At 49.1% G+C, this 21495-nt stretch carries 20 protein-coding genes; 11 read left to right on the top strand and 9 right to left on the bottom strand.

From position 1 onward, the window contains the following. Positions 1-79 precede the first annotated feature (79 nt). From BP71_RS21280 to BP71_RS21245, 8 genes are all read left to right on the top strand, one after another. On the top strand, positions 80-1294 hold the full coding sequence (locus BP71_RS21280) for an SIS domain-containing protein (RefSeq protein ID WP_496382914.1): 1215 nt from the start codon (positions 80-82) through the stop codon (positions 1292-1294). Positions 1295-1365: 71 nt separating this feature from the next. Beyond that, positions 1366-2322 carry a carbohydrate kinase family protein gene (locus BP71_RS21275; protein WP_496382912.1) on the top strand — a complete coding sequence of 319 codons (957 nt, stop codon included), beginning with the start codon at positions 1366-1368 and terminating at the stop codon, positions 2320-2322. Then, the gene (locus BP71_RS21270) at positions 2300-3127 is read left to right on the top strand and encodes a class II fructose-bisphosphate aldolase (RefSeq protein WP_496382910.1); all 828 of its coding nucleotides are present in this window, start codon (positions 2300-2302) and stop codon (positions 3125-3127) included. Before BP71_RS21275 ends, BP71_RS21270 begins: the two co-directional genes overlap by 23 nt. 4 nt (positions 3128-3131) lie before the next feature. Next, positions 3132-4223 carry an amidohydrolase family protein gene (locus BP71_RS21265; protein WP_496382908.1) on the top strand — a complete coding sequence of 364 codons (1092 nt, stop codon included), beginning with the start codon at positions 3132-3134 and terminating at the stop codon, positions 4221-4223. Between the two features lie 16 nt (positions 4224-4239). Next, complete coding sequence (locus BP71_RS21260) at positions 4240-4956, top strand: carbohydrate-binding family 9-like protein (protein ID WP_496382906.1); 717 nt, start codon at positions 4240-4242, stop codon at positions 4954-4956. Positions 4957-4964: 8 nt separating this feature from the next. Beyond that, positions 4965-6290 (top strand): Gfo/Idh/MocA family oxidoreductase, encoded by a 1326-nt coding sequence (locus tag BP71_RS21255; RefSeq protein WP_496382904.1) that lies wholly within the window; start codon positions 4965-4967, stop codon positions 6288-6290. Positions 6291-6296: 6 nt separating this feature from the next. After that, positions 6297-7049: a 3-keto-disaccharide hydrolase gene (locus BP71_RS21250; protein ID WP_496382902.1), complete on the top strand. Its 753-nt coding sequence runs from the start codon at positions 6297-6299 to the stop codon at positions 7047-7049. Positions 7050-7052: 3 nt separating this feature from the next. Further along, positions 7053-8381, top strand: coding sequence for a M20 metallopeptidase family protein (locus BP71_RS21245; RefSeq protein ID WP_496382900.1), 1329 nt, complete (start codon positions 7053-7055; stop codon positions 8379-8381). Positions 8382-8470: 89 nt separating this feature from the next. Here the strand turns inward: BP71_RS21245 and BP71_RS21240 are convergent, their stop codons facing one another. The 7 genes from BP71_RS21240 to BP71_RS21210 form a co-directional block, all read right to left on the bottom strand. Beyond that, positions 8471-9115, bottom strand: a complete 645-nt coding sequence (locus BP71_RS21240; protein WP_496382898.1) for a response regulator — start codon at positions 9113-9115, stop codon at positions 8471-8473. Beyond that, entirely contained in the window at positions 9075-11003 is a 1929-nt protein-coding gene (locus BP71_RS21235) for a sensor histidine kinase (RefSeq protein ID WP_496382896.1), read from the bottom strand. Before BP71_RS21235 ends, BP71_RS21240 begins: the two co-directional genes overlap by 41 nt. Positions 11004-11057: 54 nt before the next feature. Further along, positions 11058-12944 (bottom strand): sensor histidine kinase, encoded by a 1887-nt coding sequence (locus BP71_RS21230; RefSeq protein ID WP_496382894.1) that lies wholly within the window; start codon positions 12942-12944, stop codon positions 11058-11060. A gap of 324 nt (positions 12945-13268) precedes the next feature. Next, positions 13269-14471: an epoxide hydrolase family protein gene (locus BP71_RS21225; RefSeq protein WP_496382892.1), complete on the bottom strand. Its 1203-nt coding sequence runs from the start codon at positions 14469-14471 to the stop codon at positions 13269-13271. Between the two features lie 97 nt (positions 14472-14568). Continuing rightward, positions 14569-15459, bottom strand: a complete 891-nt coding sequence (locus tag BP71_RS21220; protein ID WP_496382890.1) for an AraC family transcriptional regulator — start codon at positions 15457-15459, stop codon at positions 14569-14571. 86 nt (positions 15460-15545) lie between these two features. Further along, the gene (locus BP71_RS21215; RefSeq protein WP_496382888.1) at positions 15546-16454 is read right to left on the bottom strand and encodes a TolB family protein; all 909 of its coding nucleotides are present in this window, start codon (positions 16452-16454) and stop codon (positions 15546-15548) included. 6 nt (positions 16455-16460) lie between these two features. Then, complete coding sequence (locus tag BP71_RS21210) at positions 16461-17072, bottom strand: CGNR zinc finger domain-containing protein (protein WP_496382886.1); 612 nt, start codon at positions 17070-17072, stop codon at positions 16461-16463. Positions 17073-17362: 290 nt separating this feature from the next. Here BP71_RS21210 and BP71_RS21205 point away from each other — a divergent pair, with 290 nt between their 5' ends. Then, positions 17363-17812 (top strand): Hsp20/alpha crystallin family protein, encoded by a 450-nt coding sequence (locus tag BP71_RS21205; RefSeq protein ID WP_496382884.1) that lies wholly within the window; start codon positions 17363-17365, stop codon positions 17810-17812. A gap of 107 nt (positions 17813-17919) precedes the next feature. Here the strand turns inward: BP71_RS21205 and BP71_RS21200 are convergent, their stop codons facing one another. Next, on the bottom strand, positions 17920-18366 hold the full coding sequence (locus BP71_RS21200) for a carboxymuconolactone decarboxylase family protein (RefSeq protein ID WP_496382882.1): 447 nt from the start codon (positions 18364-18366) through the stop codon (positions 17920-17922). A gap of 63 nt (positions 18367-18429) precedes the next feature. Further along, positions 18430-19020, bottom strand: coding sequence for a Crp/Fnr family transcriptional regulator (locus BP71_RS21195; RefSeq protein WP_496382880.1), 591 nt, complete (start codon positions 19018-19020; stop codon positions 18430-18432). A gap of 231 nt (positions 19021-19251) precedes the next feature. Between BP71_RS21195 and BP71_RS21190 the strand changes: the two genes are divergently transcribed. Next, entirely contained in the window at positions 19252-20784 is a 1533-nt protein-coding gene (locus tag BP71_RS21190) for a glycoside hydrolase family 30 protein (protein ID WP_496382878.1), read from the top strand. Positions 20785-20866: 82 nt separating this feature from the next. Further along, positions 20867-21487, top strand: a complete 621-nt coding sequence (locus BP71_RS21185) for a hypothetical protein (RefSeq protein ID WP_496382876.1) — start codon at positions 20867-20869, stop codon at positions 21485-21487. The last annotated feature ends 8 nt before the right edge of the window (positions 21488-21495 follow it).

Genomic DNA, 21495 nt, shown 5'->3' with positions numbered 1-21495 from the left:
GATAGTTGCCAATTTTATTTGCGATTTCCGAAAGGAAATGATTAGTTTTGTTTCACAATGAAATGAAACGAAATATACCATGTATTCCAAAAGTAACGTATTAAAAGATCGGTCTATTATTTCAGAGGATTTACTTGGATTTACCTTACTGGAATTGCAGGAATACGAAGCTTACCTTACAGCCAGGGAAATTGCACAGCAGCCCGGACTTTGGCAGCGGACATGGCAACTCGTTTATGGTCAGAAAGAGGAGCTTGGGTATTTTCTGAATACCGCCCTGGTTCGGGAGTCATTGACGGTCATGCTCACGGGCGCAGGCACGTCGGCATATATAGGGGATGTTTTACAGGGCCCTTTTCAAAAAAACACTGGAAAGATCACGACTGCCATTGCTACCACGGATCTGATCCTGCATCCGGAACAGTATTTAAACAAAAAAGGAACACTGCTTATATCATTTGCAAGATCGGGGGACAGTCCGGAAAGTCAGGCCGCCGTCGAAATTGCCGACGAGTTTTGCGACGAGATCTATCATTTGATCATCACCTGCAATCCGGCCGGCCAGCTCGTCCGTTCTTCGGAAAACGGCAGAAAAAATACCTATGTCTTTCTGTTACCACCGGAAGCCGATGATCAGAGCCTGGCCATGACCGGGAGCTTCACTTCGATGCTGCTGGCAGGCTTACTGATTTCCAGGGTTGCGCAGATCAGCGAGCTTCAATCGCAGGTTGAACTGCTTTCGCGCTTTGGGGATAATATTTTTAAAAATTACGCCGACCAGCTCCGTCGTGTTGCGAAACTGAATTTCCAGCGTGCTATTTTCCTGGGCTCAGGGCCGTTGAGATCGGTCGCCAGCGAGTCCGACCTCAAAGTGCAGGAGCTGACGGACGGCAATGTGATCTGCAAATCCGATTCGTTCCTGGGATTCAGGCATGGCCCCAAGGCGGTGATCAATCCGGCAACGCTTTTGGTGTACCTGTTTTCCAACAATGCGCATGTACATCAATATGAAACGGACCTGGTTAATGCCATTAGTCAGGGGGAAAAAGGCCTCTACCGCATCGGGGTGATCGAAACTGCCCAAAAAGCGATGGAGACCGATATGCTCATCGAACTCTCGCCTGATGGCGAATCGGTAGACGAAGAACTGCTGGCGGTCGTGAGCGTGCTGCCGGCCCAGTTGCTCGGTTTTTACAAATCACTGGAACTCGGGCTTTCGCCGGACCAGCCTTCCAGGAAAGAAACCATCACACGTGTAGTAAGAGGGGTTACCATCTACCCTTTTCCTGAGTAGCAAGGCAATGCTTGCCAGTGGGATGGCAAACACCAAAGCAGCAAGTGGTTAAATCAAAATTGGCTCTCAGTATGAAAGATTTCGACGTTTCGGTAATTGGTGAACTCAATATAGACTTTATCCTGAACCAGATCGATACCTTCCCGGTCATCGGGAAGGAGATCCTGTCCGGGGCAATGAATGTAACGCTGGGAAGTTCTTCGGCCATTTTTGCCAGTAATCTGAGCTGCCTGGATACGCGCGTCGCATTCATTGGCAAGATCGGGGAAGATGCGTTCGGGGATATCGTGCTCGCGACCCTGCGGCAGAATGGCGTAAATACCGACGCTATCGTCCGCAAAAAAGAATTGAAAACAGGGGCCACCGTGGTCCTGAATTTCGGAGAGGACCGGGCCATGATCACGCACCCCGGCGCAATGGAGAACCTTACTTTCGATGATATTGACTGGGATCGGATATTTCGCTCCCGTCACCTGCATATTTCCTCTTATTTTATTCAAAAAGGCATCAGAAAAGACGTGGGACGGATTTTTCAGCTGGCCAAAAAGGCGGGCTTAACCACTTCTTTCGACCCGCAATGGGACCCCGCGGAGCAATGGGAGATGGACATGGAAGCTATATTGCCTTTCGTCGACGTCTTCATGCCCAATCAAAAGGAACTGCTGAACCTTACCCGGCAGGCGGGCATTCAGGATGCCGCGCAATACCTGAAAGATTTTGCAAACATCACGGCAGTGAAACTCGGAAGCGAGGGTTCGGCGCTGGTGATGGATGGAGAAGTCGCTTTTCAGCCTGCATTACTCAATGAAGAAGTCGTGGACGCGATTGGCGCGGGCGACAGTTTCAATGCCGGATTTATATACAAATTCATCCATCACTACCCGCTCGATACCTGCCAGGAATTCGGGAATATGACGGGAGCCTTTTCCACGACGGCCGCAGGCGGCACCGGCGCGTTCACAGCCCGGGATAATATTCTTCATAACATTAAAGAGAGATTTGGTTATGCCGAAAAGCAACATGATTAGCAAGCTCAGGGAAATGCAGGAAGCCAATTCCTCCCTGCTTGCCACTAATTTTTACAATTATGAAACCCTCAGGGGCATCATGCAGGCGGCTTCACACCTTAACCAGCCCATTATTTTACAGCTCACCAAAAGTTCCATAGACTACATGGGCCTGTCGGTGGCTGTGAACCTGGCCAAATCCTCCCTGGAAGAATACCATGTCGAAGGCTGGCTGCACCTGGACCATTCCGGGTCCTACGACCTGGTGCATGAATGCCTGGATGCCGGCTTTGACTCGGTGATGATCGATGCCAGCGAAAAATCACTGGACGAAAACATGGCCGTCACACAAAAGGTGGTGGAACTGGCCGCCCGGTATGGGGCCAATGTAGAAGCCGAACTGGGTTATATCGCCAAATTGGGCCAATCGAAGGAGAAAACCGGGTTTACGGACCCTGAGGAGGCCAGGTACTTCGTGGAGCAGACCGGCGTAAATGCGCTGGCGGTCGCGATCGGGTCGGCGCATGGGTTTTACACGCAGGAGCCCAAACTGGATATAAACCGGCTGATCGAAATCCATGCCGCTACGGATGTTCCGCTGGTTTTGCATGGCGGCTCGGGGATTCCCGGCAGCAGCCTGAAAGAGGCCATCAAGAATGGAATTTGCAAAATCAATCTGGCTACTGAAATTAAGAACATCTTCATGCAGACTTTGAAGAATTCAATGGCCCGCAATGAGGATATCGACCTGCGGAATGTGTTTCCTTCGGCCATCGACGCAGTCTCCAAACTGGTGGAGGAGAAGCTGGAAATCGTAAAAAACTAGTTTTATGAAAAAATACCTTTATTTTGGTTTGATCCCCTTCCTGGTACTCATGCAAAGCTGCGCCGAAAACCAAAATTCAGAATATTACAGTCAGGACGATTACGCTGCCGTCGAGAAATATGATGCGCATGTGCATATCAATTCCTTCAATCCCGCTTTTTTAGAGTTTGCCAAAAAAAGCAATTTTCGGGTGCTGAGCCTGAATGTCGCCGCTCCTGAATACGTTCCCATTGAAAAGCAGCAGGATTTTGTCTCGAAACATCAGGAAAAATATCCGGATCGGCTCGCTTACACGACCAGTTTTCATATTGAGAATATCGATGACAGCGACTGGCAGGATCGGACGATTGCTTACCTGCGCGAATCGTTTGCCAAAGGTGCCGCTGGCGTGAAAGTCTGGAAGAATATCGGCATGGAATACAAAGACAAGAGCGGTGCATTTGTGATGGCCGACGATCCACGCCTCGACCCGATCTGGGATTTCATTGAAAAAAACAATAAAACGCTCGTCGGTCACCTGGGAGAGCCTAAAAACTGCTGGCTGCCGCTGGAAAAAATGACGGTCAAAAACGACCGGGAATATTTCGCCGGGCACCCCGAATACCACATGTTCCTGCACCCGGAATTCCCTTCCTACGAAAAACAGATCCAAGCCAGGGACCATATGCTCGAAAAACATCCCGGTTTGCGGTTTGACGGGGCACATTTGGGAAGCCTCGAATGGAGCCTTGACGAACTGGCCAAAAGACTGGACCAATTCCCGAATATGGTCGTGGATATGGCCGAACGGATTTCGCATATTCAGTACCAGGCAGTTCAGGATCACCGGAAGGTGTATGATTTCTTCATCCGATACCAGGACCGCCTCCTGTACTCGACCGACCTGGTATTCGACGACAGCCAGCCTGCTGAAACTACTTTAAAACACGCGGATGAGGTCTGGAAAAACCACTGGACTTTCTTCACGTCCGACCAAACGATGGAAGCGCCCGAGGTGAGCGGCAAGTTCAAGGCATTGCATTTGCCGAGGACCGTGATCGACAAGCTTTACAGGGAGAATGCAGAAAAATGGTTTCCCGCACCCGTAAAACAATAGCAAAAAGATGGTCTCCATGCATCGTATATTTCTTCCGGGCATATTGATGCTGCTTGCGGGACTCACATTTCCCGAACGAAATGTTGAGGATCATGTGCTGATCATCCGGAAGTCAGATGATTTCGGGCTGACCGGGTCCGGCTCGGATGCCCATTGGGAAAAAGCCGGCTGGATACCCATCCCGCCGCTTCAATCCGGTTTAAAGACTTATTCTACCAAAGCGAAGGCGCTGTATTCGGAGACGGGCATTTACTTCCTGTTTGTTTGTGAGGATAAAAAGATCACAGCCAGCATGCAGGCAGACTTTCTGGATCTTTGGAATGAAGACGTGATCGAGCTGTTCATGCAGCCCGACAGCGCCGTGCCTGCCTATTTTGAATACGAATTATCCCCCTTGAATTACGAGCTGCCTATTAGTATATTCAATGAAGAAGGTAAGTTGAACAGTTGGATACCTTTTCATTATGAGGGAGATAGGAAGACGCGGCACGCCACAACGGTGCAAGGCGGAATGCGGAAAAGCCAGGCCGCCATCGACAGCTGGACTGCCGAAGTATTCATCCCCTATAAACTATTAAAACCGGTGCTTCGCGATATTCCCGGGCCGGGAACGCGCTGGAAAGGCAACCTATACCGGATCGACTACGACAAAGGCGAAACTTTATGGGCCTGGCAGCGCAATAGCGGCGATTTTCATGAATATGATAAGTTTGGAATTTTTCAGTTTGAATAAAAGACCTTATGAACCAAAACGACCAATCGAACACCTTTCCGGGCCGCCGTGATTTTTTGAAAGAATCGGCCGCGATAGTGGGAGGAGCTTTCATAGGTTCCGCTTTTCCCGGAAAAGCCAGTGCCTGGACATTGAGCAGCGACCCGATCAAAATAGCGCTGATCGGCTGCGGGAGCCGGGGCGCCGGTGCCGCTTTGAATGCATTGAGTTCCAATTCAAATGCAGTGCTGGTCGCGATGGCTGATGTTTTCAAAGACAAACTGGATGATACCCATGCCACGCTTTTGAAAGTAGGGCGGATCAAGAATTTTGTGAAAGTCCCTGAAAACCAGAAGTTCGTCGGCTTTGATGCCTACGAGAAGGCCATTGCCTGTGCGGATGTGGTGTTGCTGGTTACGCCTCCGGCTTTCAGGCCGTCGCACTTCGAAGCGGCCGTGAAGGCGGGTAAGCACATATTTATGGAAAAACCGCTCGCTTCCGACGCGCCGGGGATCAGGCAGATCCTGGAAACGGGCAAGGAAGCAACGAAGAAAAACCTGAAAGTGGTCGTTGGGCTTCAAAACCGTTACGATCCCGGCTATCAGGAAATGGTAAAGAAATTGAAGGAAGGCGCCATCGGTAAGATCATTTCCGCCACCGACTATTATCTGATCGGGCCGGTGAGTAATATTCCGAGACAGGCGGGCTGGACGGAGATGGAGTTTCAAATGCGCAATTGGCGTTATTTTAACTGGTTATGGGCTGGGTCCCCGGCCGGTTTGCAGATCCACAATACGGATATTGTCAATTGGGTAAAGGACGCATACCCGGTTCGTGCGCAAGGAATGGGCGGGCGATCGTCGCTGAACGGGCCTGGTGATGGCGATATTTTCGATCATTTTTACATCGAATACGAATACGCCGACGGTACGAAACTCAACAGCCAGATCCGGCACATTACCGGCACCTGGAACAAAGGCGGAGCGACTTTTCAGGGCGCTACCGGTACAGCGAGCCTGCAAGCAGGTATTAAGGGCCACAATGGCGAAACGATCTGGCGCAACACGAACAAGGATTCCGAAAGCGCCTACCAGATTGAACACGAAGCCCTCTTCGCCGCGATCCGCAACAATACACCGCTCAACGACACCGAATGGGGCGCCAAAAGCACCATGACGACGATTTTGGGAAGAATGGCCGTACATTCCGGCAAAATGGTTGAATGGGACGAAGCGCTGAACTCAACCATATCCCTTATGCCTGAAAGGTTTGCCTGGGATGCGGAGCCGCCCGTTAAGCCGGGTCCGGACGGGGCCTATCCTGTTCCTATTCCAGGTCTTTCTCCAATCATTTAAGCGCACATGAAAATGTTACGGCTGCTTCTGATCCTGCTCGCATTCGTTGCGGTGGCGCATGACACGTATTCGCAGGACGCGACTCCCAAGCCCGTGCTGGATGGTAAGCCGTTGGCAGACATGGGTTTTCGCGCATTGATCCGTGGCGAAAGTGCTGAGGGGTGGGGAATGCTGCCGGGCCACGCCGGTCATTGGGTTTTTGCCAACGGGCTGGTCAATTACGATGGAAAAAGTATTGAGAAGGATAAATGTTTGTGGACCGACGAGGCATTTTGCGACTTCATCCTCGTGGCCGACGTGCGCCTTACCCGCAAGCCCGAAATGGCCAAAAGTACCGTAGTGCTTCCCAATGGCGACAATGCGAAGAATCCCGACGGCACAAAGCGGGAAGTGGAAGTACTTTATAATGGGGATACCGGTATTTACCTGCGTGGTGATTCCAAAAACCAGGTGAATATCGGCAACAGGTACATCGGTTCGGGTGAAATTTACGGATTTCGCGTAGATGAAAAGCTTCCTGCATCCGTGCGTGCGGGAGCCACGCCGCGCGTGAGGGCCGATAACCCGCCCGGCTCCTGGAACCGGTTTGTGATCACCATGCAGGGAGACAGGGTGACGGTCGTGCTCAATGGAAAAAAGGTAATAGACCGCGCCGAGCTGCCGGGAATTGCTGCCTGCGGCAAAATTGCATTGCAGGATGATCATGCGGATCATAACATTTTTCAGTTTGCGAACCTGTACATCAAAAAACTCAACTAGATCATGTTACGAACGCTGTTGCTCGCCAGCCTGTCGGTAGTCTTTACCCTGAGTTCAACGAACGGGCAATCCCGCACCGATGCCGCCATTGGAACCCTTCTTGAAAAAGACTACGGATATCTGGAGGCGCTATACAAAGACCTGCATGCGCATCCTGAATTATCATTCCACGAGCAAAAAACGTCGCAGCGGCTGGCGAAAGAACTAAGCGGGCTGGATTGCAAGGTCTCTACCGGCATAGGAGGTCACGGGTTGGTAGGCGTGATGAAAAACGGCCCCGGCCCGGTAATCCTAGTGCGAGCCGACATGGATGCGCTGCCCATCCAGGAGCGGACGGGCGTATCCTTTGCCAGTACAGAAACCACCCTCGACGAGACGGGGCAAACTTTGCCGCTCATGCATGCGTGCGGGCACGACATGCACATGGCCGTATGGGTAGGCGTGGCGCGTATATTGGACAAAGTCAGAAACAATTGGAAAGGTACCGTTATCTTTTTGGCACAGCCTGCCGAGGAAAGAGGGGCTGGGGCACTCGCGATGATCAAAGACCAGGTTTTGGAAAAATTCGGGAAACCGGAACTTGCCCTGGCGCTGCACGTCAATTCGGCGTTGGAATCGGGGAAAGTGGGCCTCTGTCCGGGCTATTCCCTGGCCAATATCGATGTGTTGGACATTACCGTGAAAGGGAAGGGCGGGCACGGTGCTGTGCCGGAACTTACCATTGATCCCGTCGTTTTGGCATCGAAGCTCGTACTTGGATTCCAGACTATCGTGAGTCGCGAGATTTCGCCGCAGGAGCCGGCCATTATTACCGTCGGGTCCATTCAGGGTGGGAGCGGGGCCAATATTGTTCCCGATGAAGTGAAGCTCTCTTTGTCGATCCGGTCCTTCAACGATGACGTTCAAAAGCAGCTGATCGAAAAAATCCGCAGACATTGCGAGGGTACCGCCTTTGCGGCCGGGCTGGACCGCGATCGCTTCCCGGTGGTAACCGTCCTCGACGAATACACGCCTTCACAATACAACGACCCGGAGCTGACCGAACGCATCTTTAATCATTTCAAAGGGGTTATCGGCTCCGAAAATGTGGTAAAAGTGACGCCGTTGATGTTTGGAGAGGATTTTGGCTGGTATGGCAGGAGCGTTCCGAAAATCCCTATTCTCATGTATTCCCTGGGCTCGGTGAGCAGCGCCGCCATGGCCGAATCAGCAAAAACTAAGCTTCCCCTGCCTTCCACACACTCTTCCAAATACATCCCCGACCTTTCAAAAACATTAAAAACGGGCGTCCTAACGATGTCGTCGGCATTGGTTTCCCTGTTGCAGAAATGATCCGGGCTATTTTTTAGCATGAACCCTTACTTGGTTCAGGGTGAAAAGTACAGCCGTTACAATGTCTTTTGGCAGGGGATCGGAAACCGTTAGATGCCATTTTTAACAGCGAAATCTATGAGTTCTGCAACCTTCGTTAAACCGAGCTTGAAGTGGATATTTTTTCGATGTGTCTTGATTGTGAAAAAGCTCAGGTGCAGCTGTTCCGCAATCTGCTCATTGGTGAAGCCGTTTTTGATCAGCCGGATGATCTCTATCTCCCTGAACGTCAGGTTTAACTTTTGTGCAAATGTGTCGATGAACTGATCCTGATCTGTTTGTGCAGACCAGGTAATGGCATCATCGAAATAGGATTCGCCTTTTAAAACCGTTTCAATACCCTTCAGGAGTTTGGATGTGGTCGCATCTTTCAGCAGATAACCATGCAGGCCGATTTTTCTGGACTCTTCCAGGAGCTTGGCCTGATTGTACATCGTCAACACCATCACCCTGATGTCCGGATAATCTTTAATGATCCGTTTGCCGATATCAATGCCGTTAATTCCTTTCAAGTTGACATCCAAAAGAATCAATCGGGGCCGGAGGTGCTCGATGGCCGGGAAAATATCCTTCGACTGGTAAACCTGCCCGCAGACAATGTAATCCGGTTGTTCATTGATCAGGCGTTTAAGCCCCTCGTTGAAGATATGATGATCATCGACTAACAGTATCTTGGTCTGACTGGCCAGGGTCATTTGAAATGGGACGATTTGGAACATCGAGTATGACACACGTACCGGCCTCCCCACTTTCCCGATGGAGGCTGGCGCCGATATAATCAGCTCTCAATATACTGTTTTTTAGACCCATTCCCGGCGCTATTTTGTATGATTTTCCGGAGCTGTCGCCAAGGCCGTCATCTTCGACAACAACTCTCAGAAAATCAGAATAATACAATAATTGCACGGATGCACGTGAAGCTTTGGCATGTTTGAATATGTTTTGCACTAATTCCGACACGATCCTGTAAGTGTTCAGCTCGACCTCGAGGGGGAGCCGGTATATTTCCCCGCTGGCAATGAACTGGAATGCAGTGGGTTGTGAAGGGATTTCCTGAATAAACTGTTTCAGTGAATTGGACAGTCCGATACGCTCAAATTCCGGCGGCATCAGGTTGTGCGAAATTCGTCTCAAATCATCGCTGCTTTTTTGAATGAGCGGCTCTAACTCGTCCAGTTCTTTTGCGACGGAAGCAATTTTCGTTTTAAACCGGAGATCGGAAAGCCTCCGCCGGATCGTAGCCAATGTTCCGCCGAGATCATCGTGTAAGTCGGCGGCGATCCTTTGCCGTTCGGAGTCCTGGGTGTTAACAATGGAGGAGGTAAATTGTTTTTGCAGCGTGTTCAGTCCCAGAAAATAGCGGTTTCTGTCACTGATGATCTTGTAACCCAGTCCGATACCTAATAGGATGACTTCGAAAAACGGTAGAAAAGGGAAAGACTGATAGTGAAACCAGGTGCTTTTGAGCTCAAAAACGAGGGTTAGCAGGAGCCAGCCCGCGCTGATACACAATGGCAGCATGGCGATCAGGTAGAGTATTGCTACATTTTTTTTGTGAAATAATGCAGAAACAACAAGCCCCAGAACCAGCAGCATATCAAAAATAGCGACACCGGAAAGGATGACGGACGTCAGCCCTGTAAAAGGAGTCACCAGCAGATAGGCGCCAAAGGCCAGGACGAGCGTGGCTTGGATGATGCAAAGACGGTAGACGCTTTTGGGCAAAAATGATTTTATATCCAGGAAGTGAATCGCAAAGAGTATCTCAAAAAAATTCAGGCAACATATGAAGACATTTTTGATGTTGTCTTGCAGTAACGGAATGTTTAAATGAAAATACTGTGTCAAAATGCCTTCCATGCTGGCGATCGTGAGGCCATAGAAGAGGGTATACCCCGAGTAATACAGGAGTAACCGATATTTGGTGAAGACGTAAAGCAGAAGACTAAGCAGGAATGTGAAGGTAAACACACCCAGGCTCAGGTATAAGAAGAAGTCATATGTGGTGTTGAAATTGAAAAAATACTCCTGGTCAAAAAGCCCGAGAGGAAGCACGATGAAGCTTTCTTTTCGGTGTATCCTCCAATAAATGGTAAGACTTTCTCCGGACTTCAACCGCAACGGGAACGAAAAGAACCTGCTTTGAACGGGCTTTTTGCTGATATACGACTTTCGGTTGTAGTGCTCTTTGGAATAAATTACCCGCTCATGACCGTCTACGATGTAATAACAAACGTCATTCAATTCATTGTACCTGAGATCGGCAATTAAACTCTTGGTCTCCGGAGTACTGTTTTGAACCGTATATTTTATCCAGTGAAAACGACTATCCATGTCAATGGAGGGGATTTCGTCCCGAAGAAGCTTAAAAGCATCTTGCTTTTGCTTCACACTATTGATGCCTTCCTGCGAAGTAGCGCTAAAAAGATAGACATGGCCAGCCAGGCTCGTTTTCGTGAAGTTCTGGCCAATTACGAATGCATTGCCCGTACGCGTAACGCCTGAGCTTGTTTCGTGAAGTTCGGTTTGCGAATAGGCGGGTACGATAAAAAAAGTCAATAGCAAAAGGATCAGCCTGAACATATATAGAGTTGGTAGAGCGCACCTTCATCACATGAAAGAGCAGGCTTGTTTGAGTCAATAGGGTACTTCGATAATCACAAAAGTGCCTGAATGGCTTATTTCGAGAATGAAAGTTCCCCCGAGGTGTGTAGCTAACAATGAGCTGCTGGAAAGGTCTTTTTGGATCGTCTTTTCTGCCTCCGCTATGGATTCGATCTTTTCATCGGCCTCGACAAAGATGCGCAACTCGTCATCGCAATACAATATCTGTAAGGAGCCACGCCGCACCAGGTCCCGCCGGGCAATGTTTTGCAGCGTTTCTGTGGCGATCCTGTAAATAGCCAGTTCCTTTTCGGCAGAGATGGCCCGCGGCTTCCCGGCTGTCAGAAAAGTGAAATGTGCTGCCTGCTCCGACATGGAGTCGATGGCGTGCTGAACGCTGCCCAATAAGCCTATTCTTTCAAATTCCGGAGGCATCAAAGTCTGAGAAATGCGCCGGAGGTCATTGCTGCTTTTATGAATCAAAGGTTCAATGTCTTCAACCACCTGCAATACCGGTTGGCCAGGCTCCTCTTTCTGGTACAAGTTGCGTTTGAGGGTCGCAAATTTGATACGTATAGTTGCCAGCGTTCCTCCCAGGTCGTCGTGGAGATCAGCAGCGATTCTTCTGCGCTCCGACTCCTGGGTCCTGAGAATGGAGGAAGTAAGTTCGCGCTGGAGACTATGAAGCCCATCAAAATACTTGTCGCGCTGCCGTATCAGTTTATTGCCGAGTTCTATCCCGAGAACGACCATTTCAATGATCGGGATAAAAAGGAGACTCATGTAGTAAAACCACGTCGCAGGGGTGTCAAAAACGGAGATCAGTACAAACCAGATACAGGATAAAAAGAAGGGCCCTGCTGCCAGGAAGTAAAAGAAGGCCTCCCGCTTTTTTTGAAGCATCCCTGCGACGATCATGGTAAGGATTAAAATCAGAGCGAGGCTTGCCAGTAAGAAGAAAGCGGGAACCCAGGCATTCAAGGAAAAGATAGCAATTGCAACTCCAAGTAGAAGAAGAAGATAAGAGAGGCAATCGTTTAGTAGCACCATGGGCCGTGGGAGTACATGGGTGGCGTCGAGAAAGTACTTGGAAAACTGGAGCAGGAAAAATAGCATGAAGCCGGTGGCAAAGAGCCGGAGCCCAATCTCAATTTCAAATGGATCCACGTGAAAGTACTGAAGTGCTATTCCATCGTTGACGAGACATAAAAAAAAGTAAAAAACACAGTAACCGGCATAGTGGAACAGGACCTTCGCTCTCGTGATAAGAAACAGGATGAAACTGAGCAGAAATGCGGAGAATATGACGCCCAGGCATAAGAACGCAAAGGAGTCATACATAACCAGAAAGGAGTGAAAAGAGTCCTGGGTGTATAACCTGAAAGGCGCTACGACACTATTCTCTGCTCGGTATATCCGCCAATAGACAGTTACTGCCTCGTGTGAAGACAGCTCGACAGGGAATGCAAAAAAACGGGAAGGGATCGGCTTTTTGTTAAAATAAGTACGCTGGTTGAAATGCTCCTGCTGATAAATGATTTGATTTTTGCGATTTACTACATAAAAACACACGTCTGTTAACTCGTTGAAATGCAGGTAAGAGACCAGTTGCCTTCTCGGCGATCCTACATTTTGGATGTCGGTCCTGATCCAGTGGTACCGATTGTCACTTCCAAAGTGCGGGATTTCATGTTCAATCGGCCTGAAACCGGGTTTACTGGCCAGCACGTCCCGGATCCCGAAACTGCTGTCCGCGGTACTGAACGCGTATACATATCCGAACAGATTGGATTCGCTGAAATGATCGTCGGCCATAAAAGTATTGGTCTTGCGGGAAATCCGGCCAGGCGGCTCTTTTTGCGCGAGGCAGACGGCATTCAGACTGAAACAGAGGGCTATTAAGAGGAGAGGTCTGAGCATGGAAATATATTTCACGAAATATACAAGAACCGGTAGCATGTAAAAATACCCCGATGGGGGTATTGCTGCGGGTGGGTATATCGGGTGAAATTTGTTTAGCGAATGAGCTTCGTAAACCCGACTCTGTCATTTACCGTCTGAATGTTATAGCGCAGTAAACTAACATCCACCGACCGTCAGGATGGTGTGGTCATAGGATGGCTTAAGTATCATGAGCAGTGATGGGAAATCCATCACTGCTTCTTCCAATACCATGTCGGACGGTAGCTCAGTAAATGGGGCAACGGTGCACCGGCAATGGGAAAGTGCCTGTTCGCAGCCGCATCATGGGATACTGTAAAAGAAACTCCGGAGTTCTCCTGCGAAAGTGTCCGGGACTTCGAGGGCGGCAAAATGCCCGCCTTCCTCCATTTTTTTGAAACTGACTACGTTTACAAAGCGGTCTGCCCATTCTTTCGGGAATTGCGCTTCTCTCGGAAACAATGCTACGCCTGCCGGCACATTGCTTTTCTGTAACGGCTGTAAGCCGCTCCATTGGGCAATCGCATCTGCTTTGTACATTCTGACAGAGGTCGCAATGGTTTGCGTTACCCAGTAAATCATGATGTTGGTAAGCATCTCATCTTTGCCGCCAAATGCCTGCTCGATTAAGTCGGGCGTAGCACCGGAATTGGCGAAACTGAGTATCCAGCCGGCAAGGCCAACGGGCGAATCGTTCAGTCCGTAAGCCAGCGATTGCGGCTTGGTAGCGTGTACCATGGCATAAGCTCCTTCGGCATACCACCATTGCTGCACAAACTGCGCAAACTGTTTTTCAGCCTCGGTCATGGTGGCTGGATCTTCCTGCCCCATGGGGTAACCTACGTCTGTAAAATGCACGCCCGCTACTACTCCTGGATATTTTGAGGCCAGTGCTTTGGTGACGCTCATGCCCACGTCGCCACCGGCCGCGTAGAATTTTTCATAGCCCAGGTTTTCTGTCATTAACACTTTCCACAGGTCAGCCACCGCTTCACTACTCAAGGCAACCTTATCGGAAAAGCCGAAACCAGGAATGGATGGTATCACCAGGTCAAAGCTTTGATCCCCCTCGGTCAGCAGCGAAATAATTTTGTGAAAGCGGTAGTAACTGTCGGGCCAGCCGTGCGTCAGTATAAGTGGTCTGGCGTTTTTACCTTTTCCCTTGATGTATTGAAAATGAACCTTTACGCCGTTTACATCGGCAATATATTGAGGGTATTTGTTAAGAAATGATTCATGCTTGCGCCAATCGTATCCGGTGAGCCAATAACGGACCAGTTCTTGCAGGTAAGTCTCACTGGTGCCAAAATTCCAGCCCGCCCCTTCGGACTCTCCCGGCCAGCGGGTATTTTGCAAGCGGCTTTTCAAATCATCCAATACTTGTTGAGGGACCGCGACCTTGAATTCTGTTAGATTTTTCATTGCTGGTTTTTTGTTGGTTTGTGAATAGGAACTGGTAATGTTCAACACTTGCAGTGCGAGAATGACAGCGTACAATTTGCGCATAAAGCCTGATGGTTTAGAAGCAAAGCTACTGCATCAGACAGGTACGCCGTTAGGGGAAATGTCGGGAGAAATGGTAAAAATTTCGGTATTCTCTCTTTTAGCCAACCGGTGAAGAATGCTTATCCTTTCGGTAATCGGTAGGCGTGCTTCCGGCCAGCTTTTTAAAGGATTTTGTGAAATGGGAGGTATCTTCAAATCCGAGCCAGTGCGCTATTTCCTGTACAGACATCGTAGTTTGCTTTAAAAGGCTTTTGGCTTCCATCATGACAAACTCATCGATGAAAGCTTTCGCCGACTTACCCAGTTCGATCTGCAGAACCTCACTGAGATACTTGGGGGTGATGTGCAAACTCGCGGCGTAGTAGGCTACTTCCTTGTGGCAAGTGAAATAAGCCCCGACCAATTTTCTGAACTTATGTGTAATCTCTTCCCTTCTGGAAACGCCTGCGGTCTTTGGTTTGTCATTTTGAATGGAATGGAACGAATTTGTCAGCATCAGCAGGGAATGAATGACCCCGGGAACCGCATCTTTTTCGTCTTTTAATACTTTGAGCAGTTCAAACAAGGATTTCACCTTTTCTACCTGATCGCTTGTCAACTGGATCACATGGTTGCCGCCATGGAAAAAGAAGGGCAACGAATGCAGGAACGACTTCGCCTGCATTCCTGCAAACAGTTCTTCCGTAAAATAGACCGTATCGTGTTCTGCCGTGTAATTACCTGTCCATTGACAAACCATCCCGGGACCGACCGTCGTGAGGCTGTGTGCTTTTAATGAATAATCGGTGCTGCCAATCTTAAACATATCGCCTTCGCCCGTGTGGGTAATGCCTAATCCGTAAGCAAATGTGCGGAATGGAAAGCTGACGTGTGCGGTCTGGTAGGTGTGCCGATCGGCCAGAAAGAAGGGTAGGTGAGTACTGTGAGCGTTTTGGTGTTTCAAAAACTCGTAGAGGTTGAAAGACTTCAGGTTGTTCTTTTTCTGCATGGCTAAATGGTCGGAATGATTTTTCAAAACCCATCAAATCATCTGCTCGGTTGAGCAGCAATGCATTCTTTGTTAACGCTTTCAGGTTAATGCCGCATCCAGGGGAGGTGTCTGGTGCTGATCCATTTTACATCGTAATTCGTGCTATAAAAAAGATAATGTTGGTCTGGTGTGAGGTAAGCGCAGTATTCGTAGCTATCGGTATTGAACCTGCTGCCCATATTCTTTGCAGGTGCCCAGGTTCCATCCCGATTTCGCAGAGAATAGTAAAGATCACCGCTGCCGCGGGAGTCGGCGCGGTCAACGGAAGTGAAAATGAGGTACTGTTCATCCGGGGTGATCATCGGATCGTGTTCCATCTGTTTGGAATTGATTGAAGGCCCAAGGTTTTCCGGTGTCGTATAAGCTCCATGAATGTACCGGCTTACATAAATATCGTGTGATCCGAGCGTTCCCGCGCGATTGGAAGCAAAGTATAAGTTGCCATTTTCTGACCGTGACACATAGTATTCGGTGCTATCGGAATTTACGCCCTCAATATTTTCGGGTTCCGTCCACGAACCGTCGCCCAACGGCCGAATGGACCATATATCGTAGTCGGCAGTCGTGTCGCCTTTATAGCGTGGCCTGTTTGAAATGTAATATAATGTTCCGTCGCTCGTGATAAAAGGATCCGCTTGCGAATATTCGGTTTCAGTAAATGGCGCCAGCACCGGGCGGCTCCATGTAGCTTCTCTTTGTTCCGTCACGTAAATCATCCATTTCCCTTTGCCAGAGCGCGAAAAATAGAACTGTTTTCCGTCCGGGGAAAAGGCTGCATTGAAGTCAAGCGAGTCGCTGTTTACAACTCCGGGAAGGAACGGTGTGGCAACAGAATCCGGATGAGGCAGGGGATAATTAACGGAGGTTGGGCGGCTCCGCTCAGGGGTGCAGTGCAACACCGGCATGACGACAGCGATCAGGAGGAGATTTTTGACGGATCTGCTTAAAACCATGCGTGATCAGGCGGTTTTTGTTTTTCTGTAATAGTATTCCAGCGCTTTTTCTCGACTACCACATACCCGCATATCGCACCATTTGCGCTTTCCGTTCCGAGATGTATCCAGAAAGAGCCAGCCACATCGCGGACATTCTTTCAGCCGGCCGAAATCCTCGCGGGTCAGGGTATCGAAAGCGGATTTGATGATGGGATGCAGCGGCTCGTCAAGCGTAATTTCATGTTCGTTAAAATGGATTTCGGCGCGGGTTACATCGAACCGCATATGGATTTTTTGAAACGTCAGTGAAAGCCTTTCATTAAAAGCATCCACCACCGTGGGATCCGGGGACTTACCGTTGGCCATGGCTGAAAAAAGCCGGTACAGGTTTTCGCGAACGTCAATGGCGTTGCGGAGCGTCGTTATGGCGGTAGCCTGCCTTGTGGCAGCATGTTCCCTCAGTAGTTGAAGTCTGTCTCCGGGAAGTGATTCCACCTTTGCGGACCATTCGAGAAAATCCTCAAATGTTTTCAGGTATTCGAATTCAGGAACGGGCTTGCGCGTATTTACGGTGTTGATGAAATCAAATACGAGACACCCTCCGTCGAGTTGCAGGTGATGTAATGTTCGTATCACAACAAAATGAATTTTATTTTACCATCTAATACAATTTTAAAGGTAAAAAATATTTGTCATTAAAGCACTTTGAACGGTAAAATCGTTGGGGAGCGGCCATAGGCGGAGCATATTCCCTGCCATTTTAAGAAATGAAAAATTGGCAGAAACATGGAAAAAATGACATATCCTCTGCGCGCAGGGGCTTGGTTTGGGGAGTTTGGCATTGGATTTGATAAACCGATAGTCCCACGGGTTATCTGTGGCAGTTCATTTATTCATTGTTTAACTTTTTAAAAAGGAGGTTAATTATGTCACTCATCAAAAGGAATGGGCTATTGCCCACAACTTTCCCAGCGCTGTTCGACGATTTCTTTGGCCGCGAACTTTTTAACTGGGGCAACAACAATTATTCGTCCACCAGCACCACTGTTCCCTCGGTCAATATCCGGGAAACGAACGAGAGTTTCGAGGTCGAACTGGCTGCGCCCGGCATGCAGAAAGGCGACTTTCAGGTGCAACTGGATGGAAACACGCTGACGATATCTTCGCAGCGGGAAAATCGGGAAGAAAAGAGCGAAGAGGGCTACAACCGAAGGGAATTTAGTTATCAATCATTCCAGCGCAGCTTCCTGCTGCCCAAGGATGTGGTCAACGATGAAGGCATCGTAGCGCGTTATGAAAATGGGCTGCTTATGCTGACGATTCCGAAAAAAGAGGAAGTGAAACAAAAACCGCCAAGACTAATAGAAATTGGCTAAGGATGTGAAAAGGCCCGCTTCGGCAGGCCTTTTCTTTTTGCTCAGGGAAAGTTGAAGAATGGCATCAGGTTATTTCTCGCATATCAAACTGAGCGCTTTTCCGGACATTAAGAACGCAATGGTGGCTGCATCAGCGTGCTGATCGAGATGCGGTTCCAGGTATTGATGGCTGCAATGGCCATGATGACCTGGGCGAGGTATTCTTCTCCTAATGCGGCGGCAGCCTGCAAGTACAATTCGCTGTTAACCCCTTCTTCATGGATCAGGGTGATCGCCTCGGTAAGTGCCAGGATGATGCGCTCTTCCTGGTTGAATAACGATGTTTCCCGCCAGGCATTCAACAAGACGATCCGTTGAATACTTTCTCCGGCCTGAAGGGCATCATGCGTATGCATATCGATGCAATAGGCGCATCCATTGATCTGTGAAGCCCGTATTTTGATTAATTCCCGATGCGTCTTGGTGAGCTTCGTGCTGCTTAAATAATTTTCCAGACCAAACATGGCCTTGTATGCCTGCGGCTGCGTGGCTGCAATATCTACCCTCTTTTCCATTGTTACTGTTTTGATGAATGCTTCAAAGGTAGAAGGGGGTAAAGCGTATTTGCTTAAACTGGTTTAAGATCGCTTTTTTCGGAGCTCGCTCAGGTATTCCGGCGTGATGTCCAGGTAGGAGGCAAGCAAATACTGCGGGACGCGCTGGACAAATTCGGGAAAAAGGCTGGCAAAGTGCCGGTAAAGCTCCTCCCGCGAAAAATCCTGTTGGTATTTCATCCGAAGCAGGGAGGCGCCGTAACCGCGTTGGTAGATCTTACGGAAGTACCGTTCCATCTGCGGATTGTCTTCCAGCAGCGATTCGTAAGCACGATGCCCGATCGACAGGACCTGAGTGGCTTCCACGGCCTGGATGTAGAATTCGGTGCGCTGCCTTCTTTCAAACGCCATGAAATCGGTCAGCCACCAGTTTTCAATCGCAAACTGGGTTGTCCGTTCGACCCCCTTGCTATCGACGAAAAACATCCGCAGGCAGCCCTTGATGACAAAAAACAGGGTGGTGCATTCACGTGTTGCCTGCTGGATGACCTCCTTTTTGGGGACAGAGTCGCTTTTAAAGGATTTCAATATTTCGTCCCCGCCGACGACCGGAGAGCCGGTAATAATCTTGACATGATCGATTAACTTAATATCAGGAAAGTCAACTGTATCCATAAAAGGCGGTTTAGATAAGGGGTTTTTTGTGGAATTACCCCCCCAAAGAAACGAAAATCTCCCCCTATATTGAAATTGGAAAAATTCTACTTTTGCTTCAATAAATTACAATATAAAGCATAGACAGGTTGATCAACCCCGCCTTGCCCAAGCATTTGACGATTTCAAAAATTCCTTTACTCACTTTTTACTACTTGTTCTATGTATTTAATGTATCCCAAACCTTTTTTATTGGCAATTGCATGTCTTCTTGTGATGTTGAGCGGCTGCCCGGCGGCACTAAAAGCCGGTGTTCTACTGCCGGGCGATACGGCGGTCACTATACAAATCAGGCCGGGAGTGATCCATCAGACGGTCCGGCATTTCGGCGCATCGGACGCATGGTCGTGCCAATTTGTTGGAAACTGGCCCGACAGCCAGAAAAATGCCATCGCCGACCTGCTTTTCAGTTACGACGCGGCACCGGGTGGTCGCATGAAAGGTATCGGTCTTTCACTATGGCGCTTCAATGTCGGTTCCGGAACCATGGAACAGGGTGATGCAAGCGGCATTCGCGATGAATGGCGGCGGACAGAAACGTTCCGGATGGCGAACGGCTCCTATGATTGGAGGAAACAAGCCGGGCAGTTGTGGTTTATGAAGGCTGCCCGGGATCGCGGAGTGAAGGAGTTTTTGATTTTTCCAAACACGCCACCGACACACCTGACCGTAAACCACCGAGGATATGCCCCTGACGCGCAACCGAATTTGAAACCGGAGCATTTTTTAGATTTCACAAATTTCCTGACCGACGTGATCGAAGGGGTTCATCAACAAACGGGTATCATGTTTCAGTACGTCAGCCCGGTAAATGAGCCCCAGTGGGATTGGGACCACGGCGGACAGGAGGGAACGCCGTTTTTGAACGAGCACGTCGCTTCCATGACCAGGTCTCTGAGTGCGTCCCTGTTGAAAAGGAAGTTGCCTACTCAAATTGCCATTGCGGAGGCTTCCCGCATCGAATACATCTATTCGGGGTACGAACGCCCGGCGCGCGGATTAAATTTGAATACCTATTTCGATAAGAAATCCCCGGCATATCTCGCTGATCTTCCTAATGTACTTCCTGTGATCACCGGGCACAGTTACCTAACCACCTCGCCGTTCGAGGTAGCGGTAACCAAAAGAAAGGAGTTAGCTGCTGAAGTCGGCAGAGTTCCTGGACTTGAATACTGGATGACTGAATATTGTATTCTCGGTGATAACGAAGGGGAAATAAAAGGAGAGGGGCTCGATTTGTCCATTACTTCGGCTTTGTACATGGCAAAAGTGATTCACAACGACCTGGTTCATGCCAATGCCTCTGCCTGGCACTGGTGGATTGCCATTTCTCCATATGATTACAAGGACGGACTCGTGTACATTGACAAGAATAAGACCGGCGGGAATTTCAGAACCTCAAAAATGCTTTGGGCTCTGGGTAATTTCAGCGCTTTTGTCCGACCAGGTGCAGTGAGAATCGAAGCAGGCGGTCCGACTGAAAATTCCGGACTTTTGGCTTCATCCTATAAGAATACAAATGGTGAAATTGCTACCATTCTGGTTAATAGCGGGGATGCCCCGATTGCAATATACCTCAGCACGCCTGCCGGCAAATTTGTGCTGTTGAAACAATACGAAACATCGGCCGGCCGGGATTTGGAGCAAGTCAATGCCCATGGAAGTACCGTGACAATTCAGCCTCGAAGCATTAATACCATCATCGGCAAAATTCACGAACAGTAGTACGGAATAGCTCATACGCCAGACCGGGCGTCCTCGCGACTGTCGGGACGCCGGTTTGACTTTCCTTTAAACCCCAAATTGAATGAAATATCTGCTACTAAAGATTCATCGGTTTTCTGCGTTTCTTTTTGTCATTTTTATCGTGTTTCATCTGTTAAATCATTTGGCTGCGCTCGCCGGACCGGCAACCCATATCCATGTCATGACGGTATTTCGAAACGTATACAGGAATCCGTATGTTGAGCCGGTATTGCTGACTTGCGTGTTCATTCAAATCGTAAGCGGGGTTTTACTGGTAGTCGGGCAGCAATGCTGGAAGTCGGCGGTGAAAAGTTTACAGGCTGTCAGCGGCCTCTATCTGGGGTTCTTTTTAGTATATCATGTTCGGGCGATATTGTTAGCACGCTTTTCATGGAAAGTTGAGACAGATTTCTTTTTTGCGGCTAACGTTGCGGTGGATCCGGGTACCAGGGCCTTCTTTTTGCCTTATTACTTCTTTGCGATCATAAGCATATTTGTGCATATCGCTTGCGCACATTATAGCCGGAAGAGGTTTCTTAATATCAACCAGTTTATCGAGGGCCATGATTTTGGGAGACGCGTCGCCCGGGAAGCTTTCCTGATCGGGTTGTCGGGCCTGATTATAGCGATTTTGGTGCTAGCAAGTTTTGGTGGCTTTTTGTATGAGTTTAACGGCGGGTAACCCTTCCT

The organism is Dyadobacter ginsengisoli DSM 21015, assembly GCF_059568735.1.
This window is presented reverse-complemented; position numbering and strand designations above follow the sequence as displayed.

Excerpts from the sequence above, each read along its gene's own strand:
- BP71_RS21195 (WP_496382880.1), bottom strand. The coding sequence starts at position 19,020 with ATGGATACAGTTGACTTTCCTGATATTAAGTTAATCGATCATGTCAAG.
- BP71_RS21270 (WP_496382910.1), top strand. The coding sequence starts at position 2,300 with ATGCCGAAAAGCAACATGATTAGCAAGCTCAGGGAAATGCAGGAAGCC.
- BP71_RS21250 (WP_496382902.1), top strand. The coding sequence starts at position 6,297 with ATGAAAATGTTACGGCTGCTTCTGATCCTGCTCGCATTCGTTGCGGTG.
- BP71_RS21245 (WP_496382900.1), top strand. The coding sequence starts at position 7,053 with ATGTTACGAACGCTGTTGCTCGCCAGCCTGTCGGTAGTCTTTACCCTG.
- BP71_RS21275 (WP_496382912.1), top strand. The coding sequence starts at position 1,366 with ATGAAAGATTTCGACGTTTCGGTAATTGGTGAACTCAATATAGACTTT.
- BP71_RS21235 (WP_496382896.1), bottom strand. The coding sequence starts at position 11,003 with ATGTTCAGGCTGATCCTTTTGCTATTGACTTTTTTTATCGTACCCGCC.
- BP71_RS21205 (WP_496382884.1), top strand. The coding sequence starts at position 17,363 with ATGTCACTCATCAAAAGGAATGGGCTATTGCCCACAACTTTCCCAGCG.
- BP71_RS21265 (WP_496382908.1), top strand. The coding sequence starts at position 3,132 with ATGAAAAAATACCTTTATTTTGGTTTGATCCCCTTCCTGGTACTCATG.
- BP71_RS21200 (WP_496382882.1), bottom strand. The coding sequence starts at position 18,366 with ATGGAAAAGAGGGTAGATATTGCAGCCACGCAGCCGCAGGCATACAAG.
- BP71_RS21220 (WP_496382890.1), bottom strand. The coding sequence starts at position 15,459 with ATGCAGAAAAAGAACAACCTGAAGTCTTTCAACCTCTACGAGTTTTTG.
- BP71_RS21260 (WP_496382906.1), top strand. The coding sequence starts at position 4,240 with ATGCATCGTATATTTCTTCCGGGCATATTGATGCTGCTTGCGGGACTC.
- BP71_RS21255 (WP_496382904.1), top strand. The coding sequence starts at position 4,965 with ATGAACCAAAACGACCAATCGAACACCTTTCCGGGCCGCCGTGATTTT.
- BP71_RS21230 (WP_496382894.1), bottom strand. The coding sequence starts at position 12,944 with ATGCTCAGACCTCTCCTCTTAATAGCCCTCTGTTTCAGTCTGAATGCC.
- BP71_RS21215 (WP_496382888.1), bottom strand. The coding sequence starts at position 16,454 with ATGGTTTTAAGCAGATCCGTCAAAAATCTCCTCCTGATCGCTGTCGTC.
- BP71_RS21240 (WP_496382898.1), bottom strand. The coding sequence starts at position 9,115 with ATGACCCTGGCCAGTCAGACCAAGATACTGTTAGTCGATGATCATCAT.
- BP71_RS21185 (WP_496382876.1), top strand. The coding sequence starts at position 20,867 with ATGAAATATCTGCTACTAAAGATTCATCGGTTTTCTGCGTTTCTTTTT.
- BP71_RS21280 (WP_496382914.1), top strand. The coding sequence starts at position 80 with ATGTATTCCAAAAGTAACGTATTAAAAGATCGGTCTATTATTTCAGAG.
- BP71_RS21225 (WP_496382892.1), bottom strand. The coding sequence starts at position 14,471 with ATGCGCAAATTGTACGCTGTCATTCTCGCACTGCAAGTGTTGAACATT.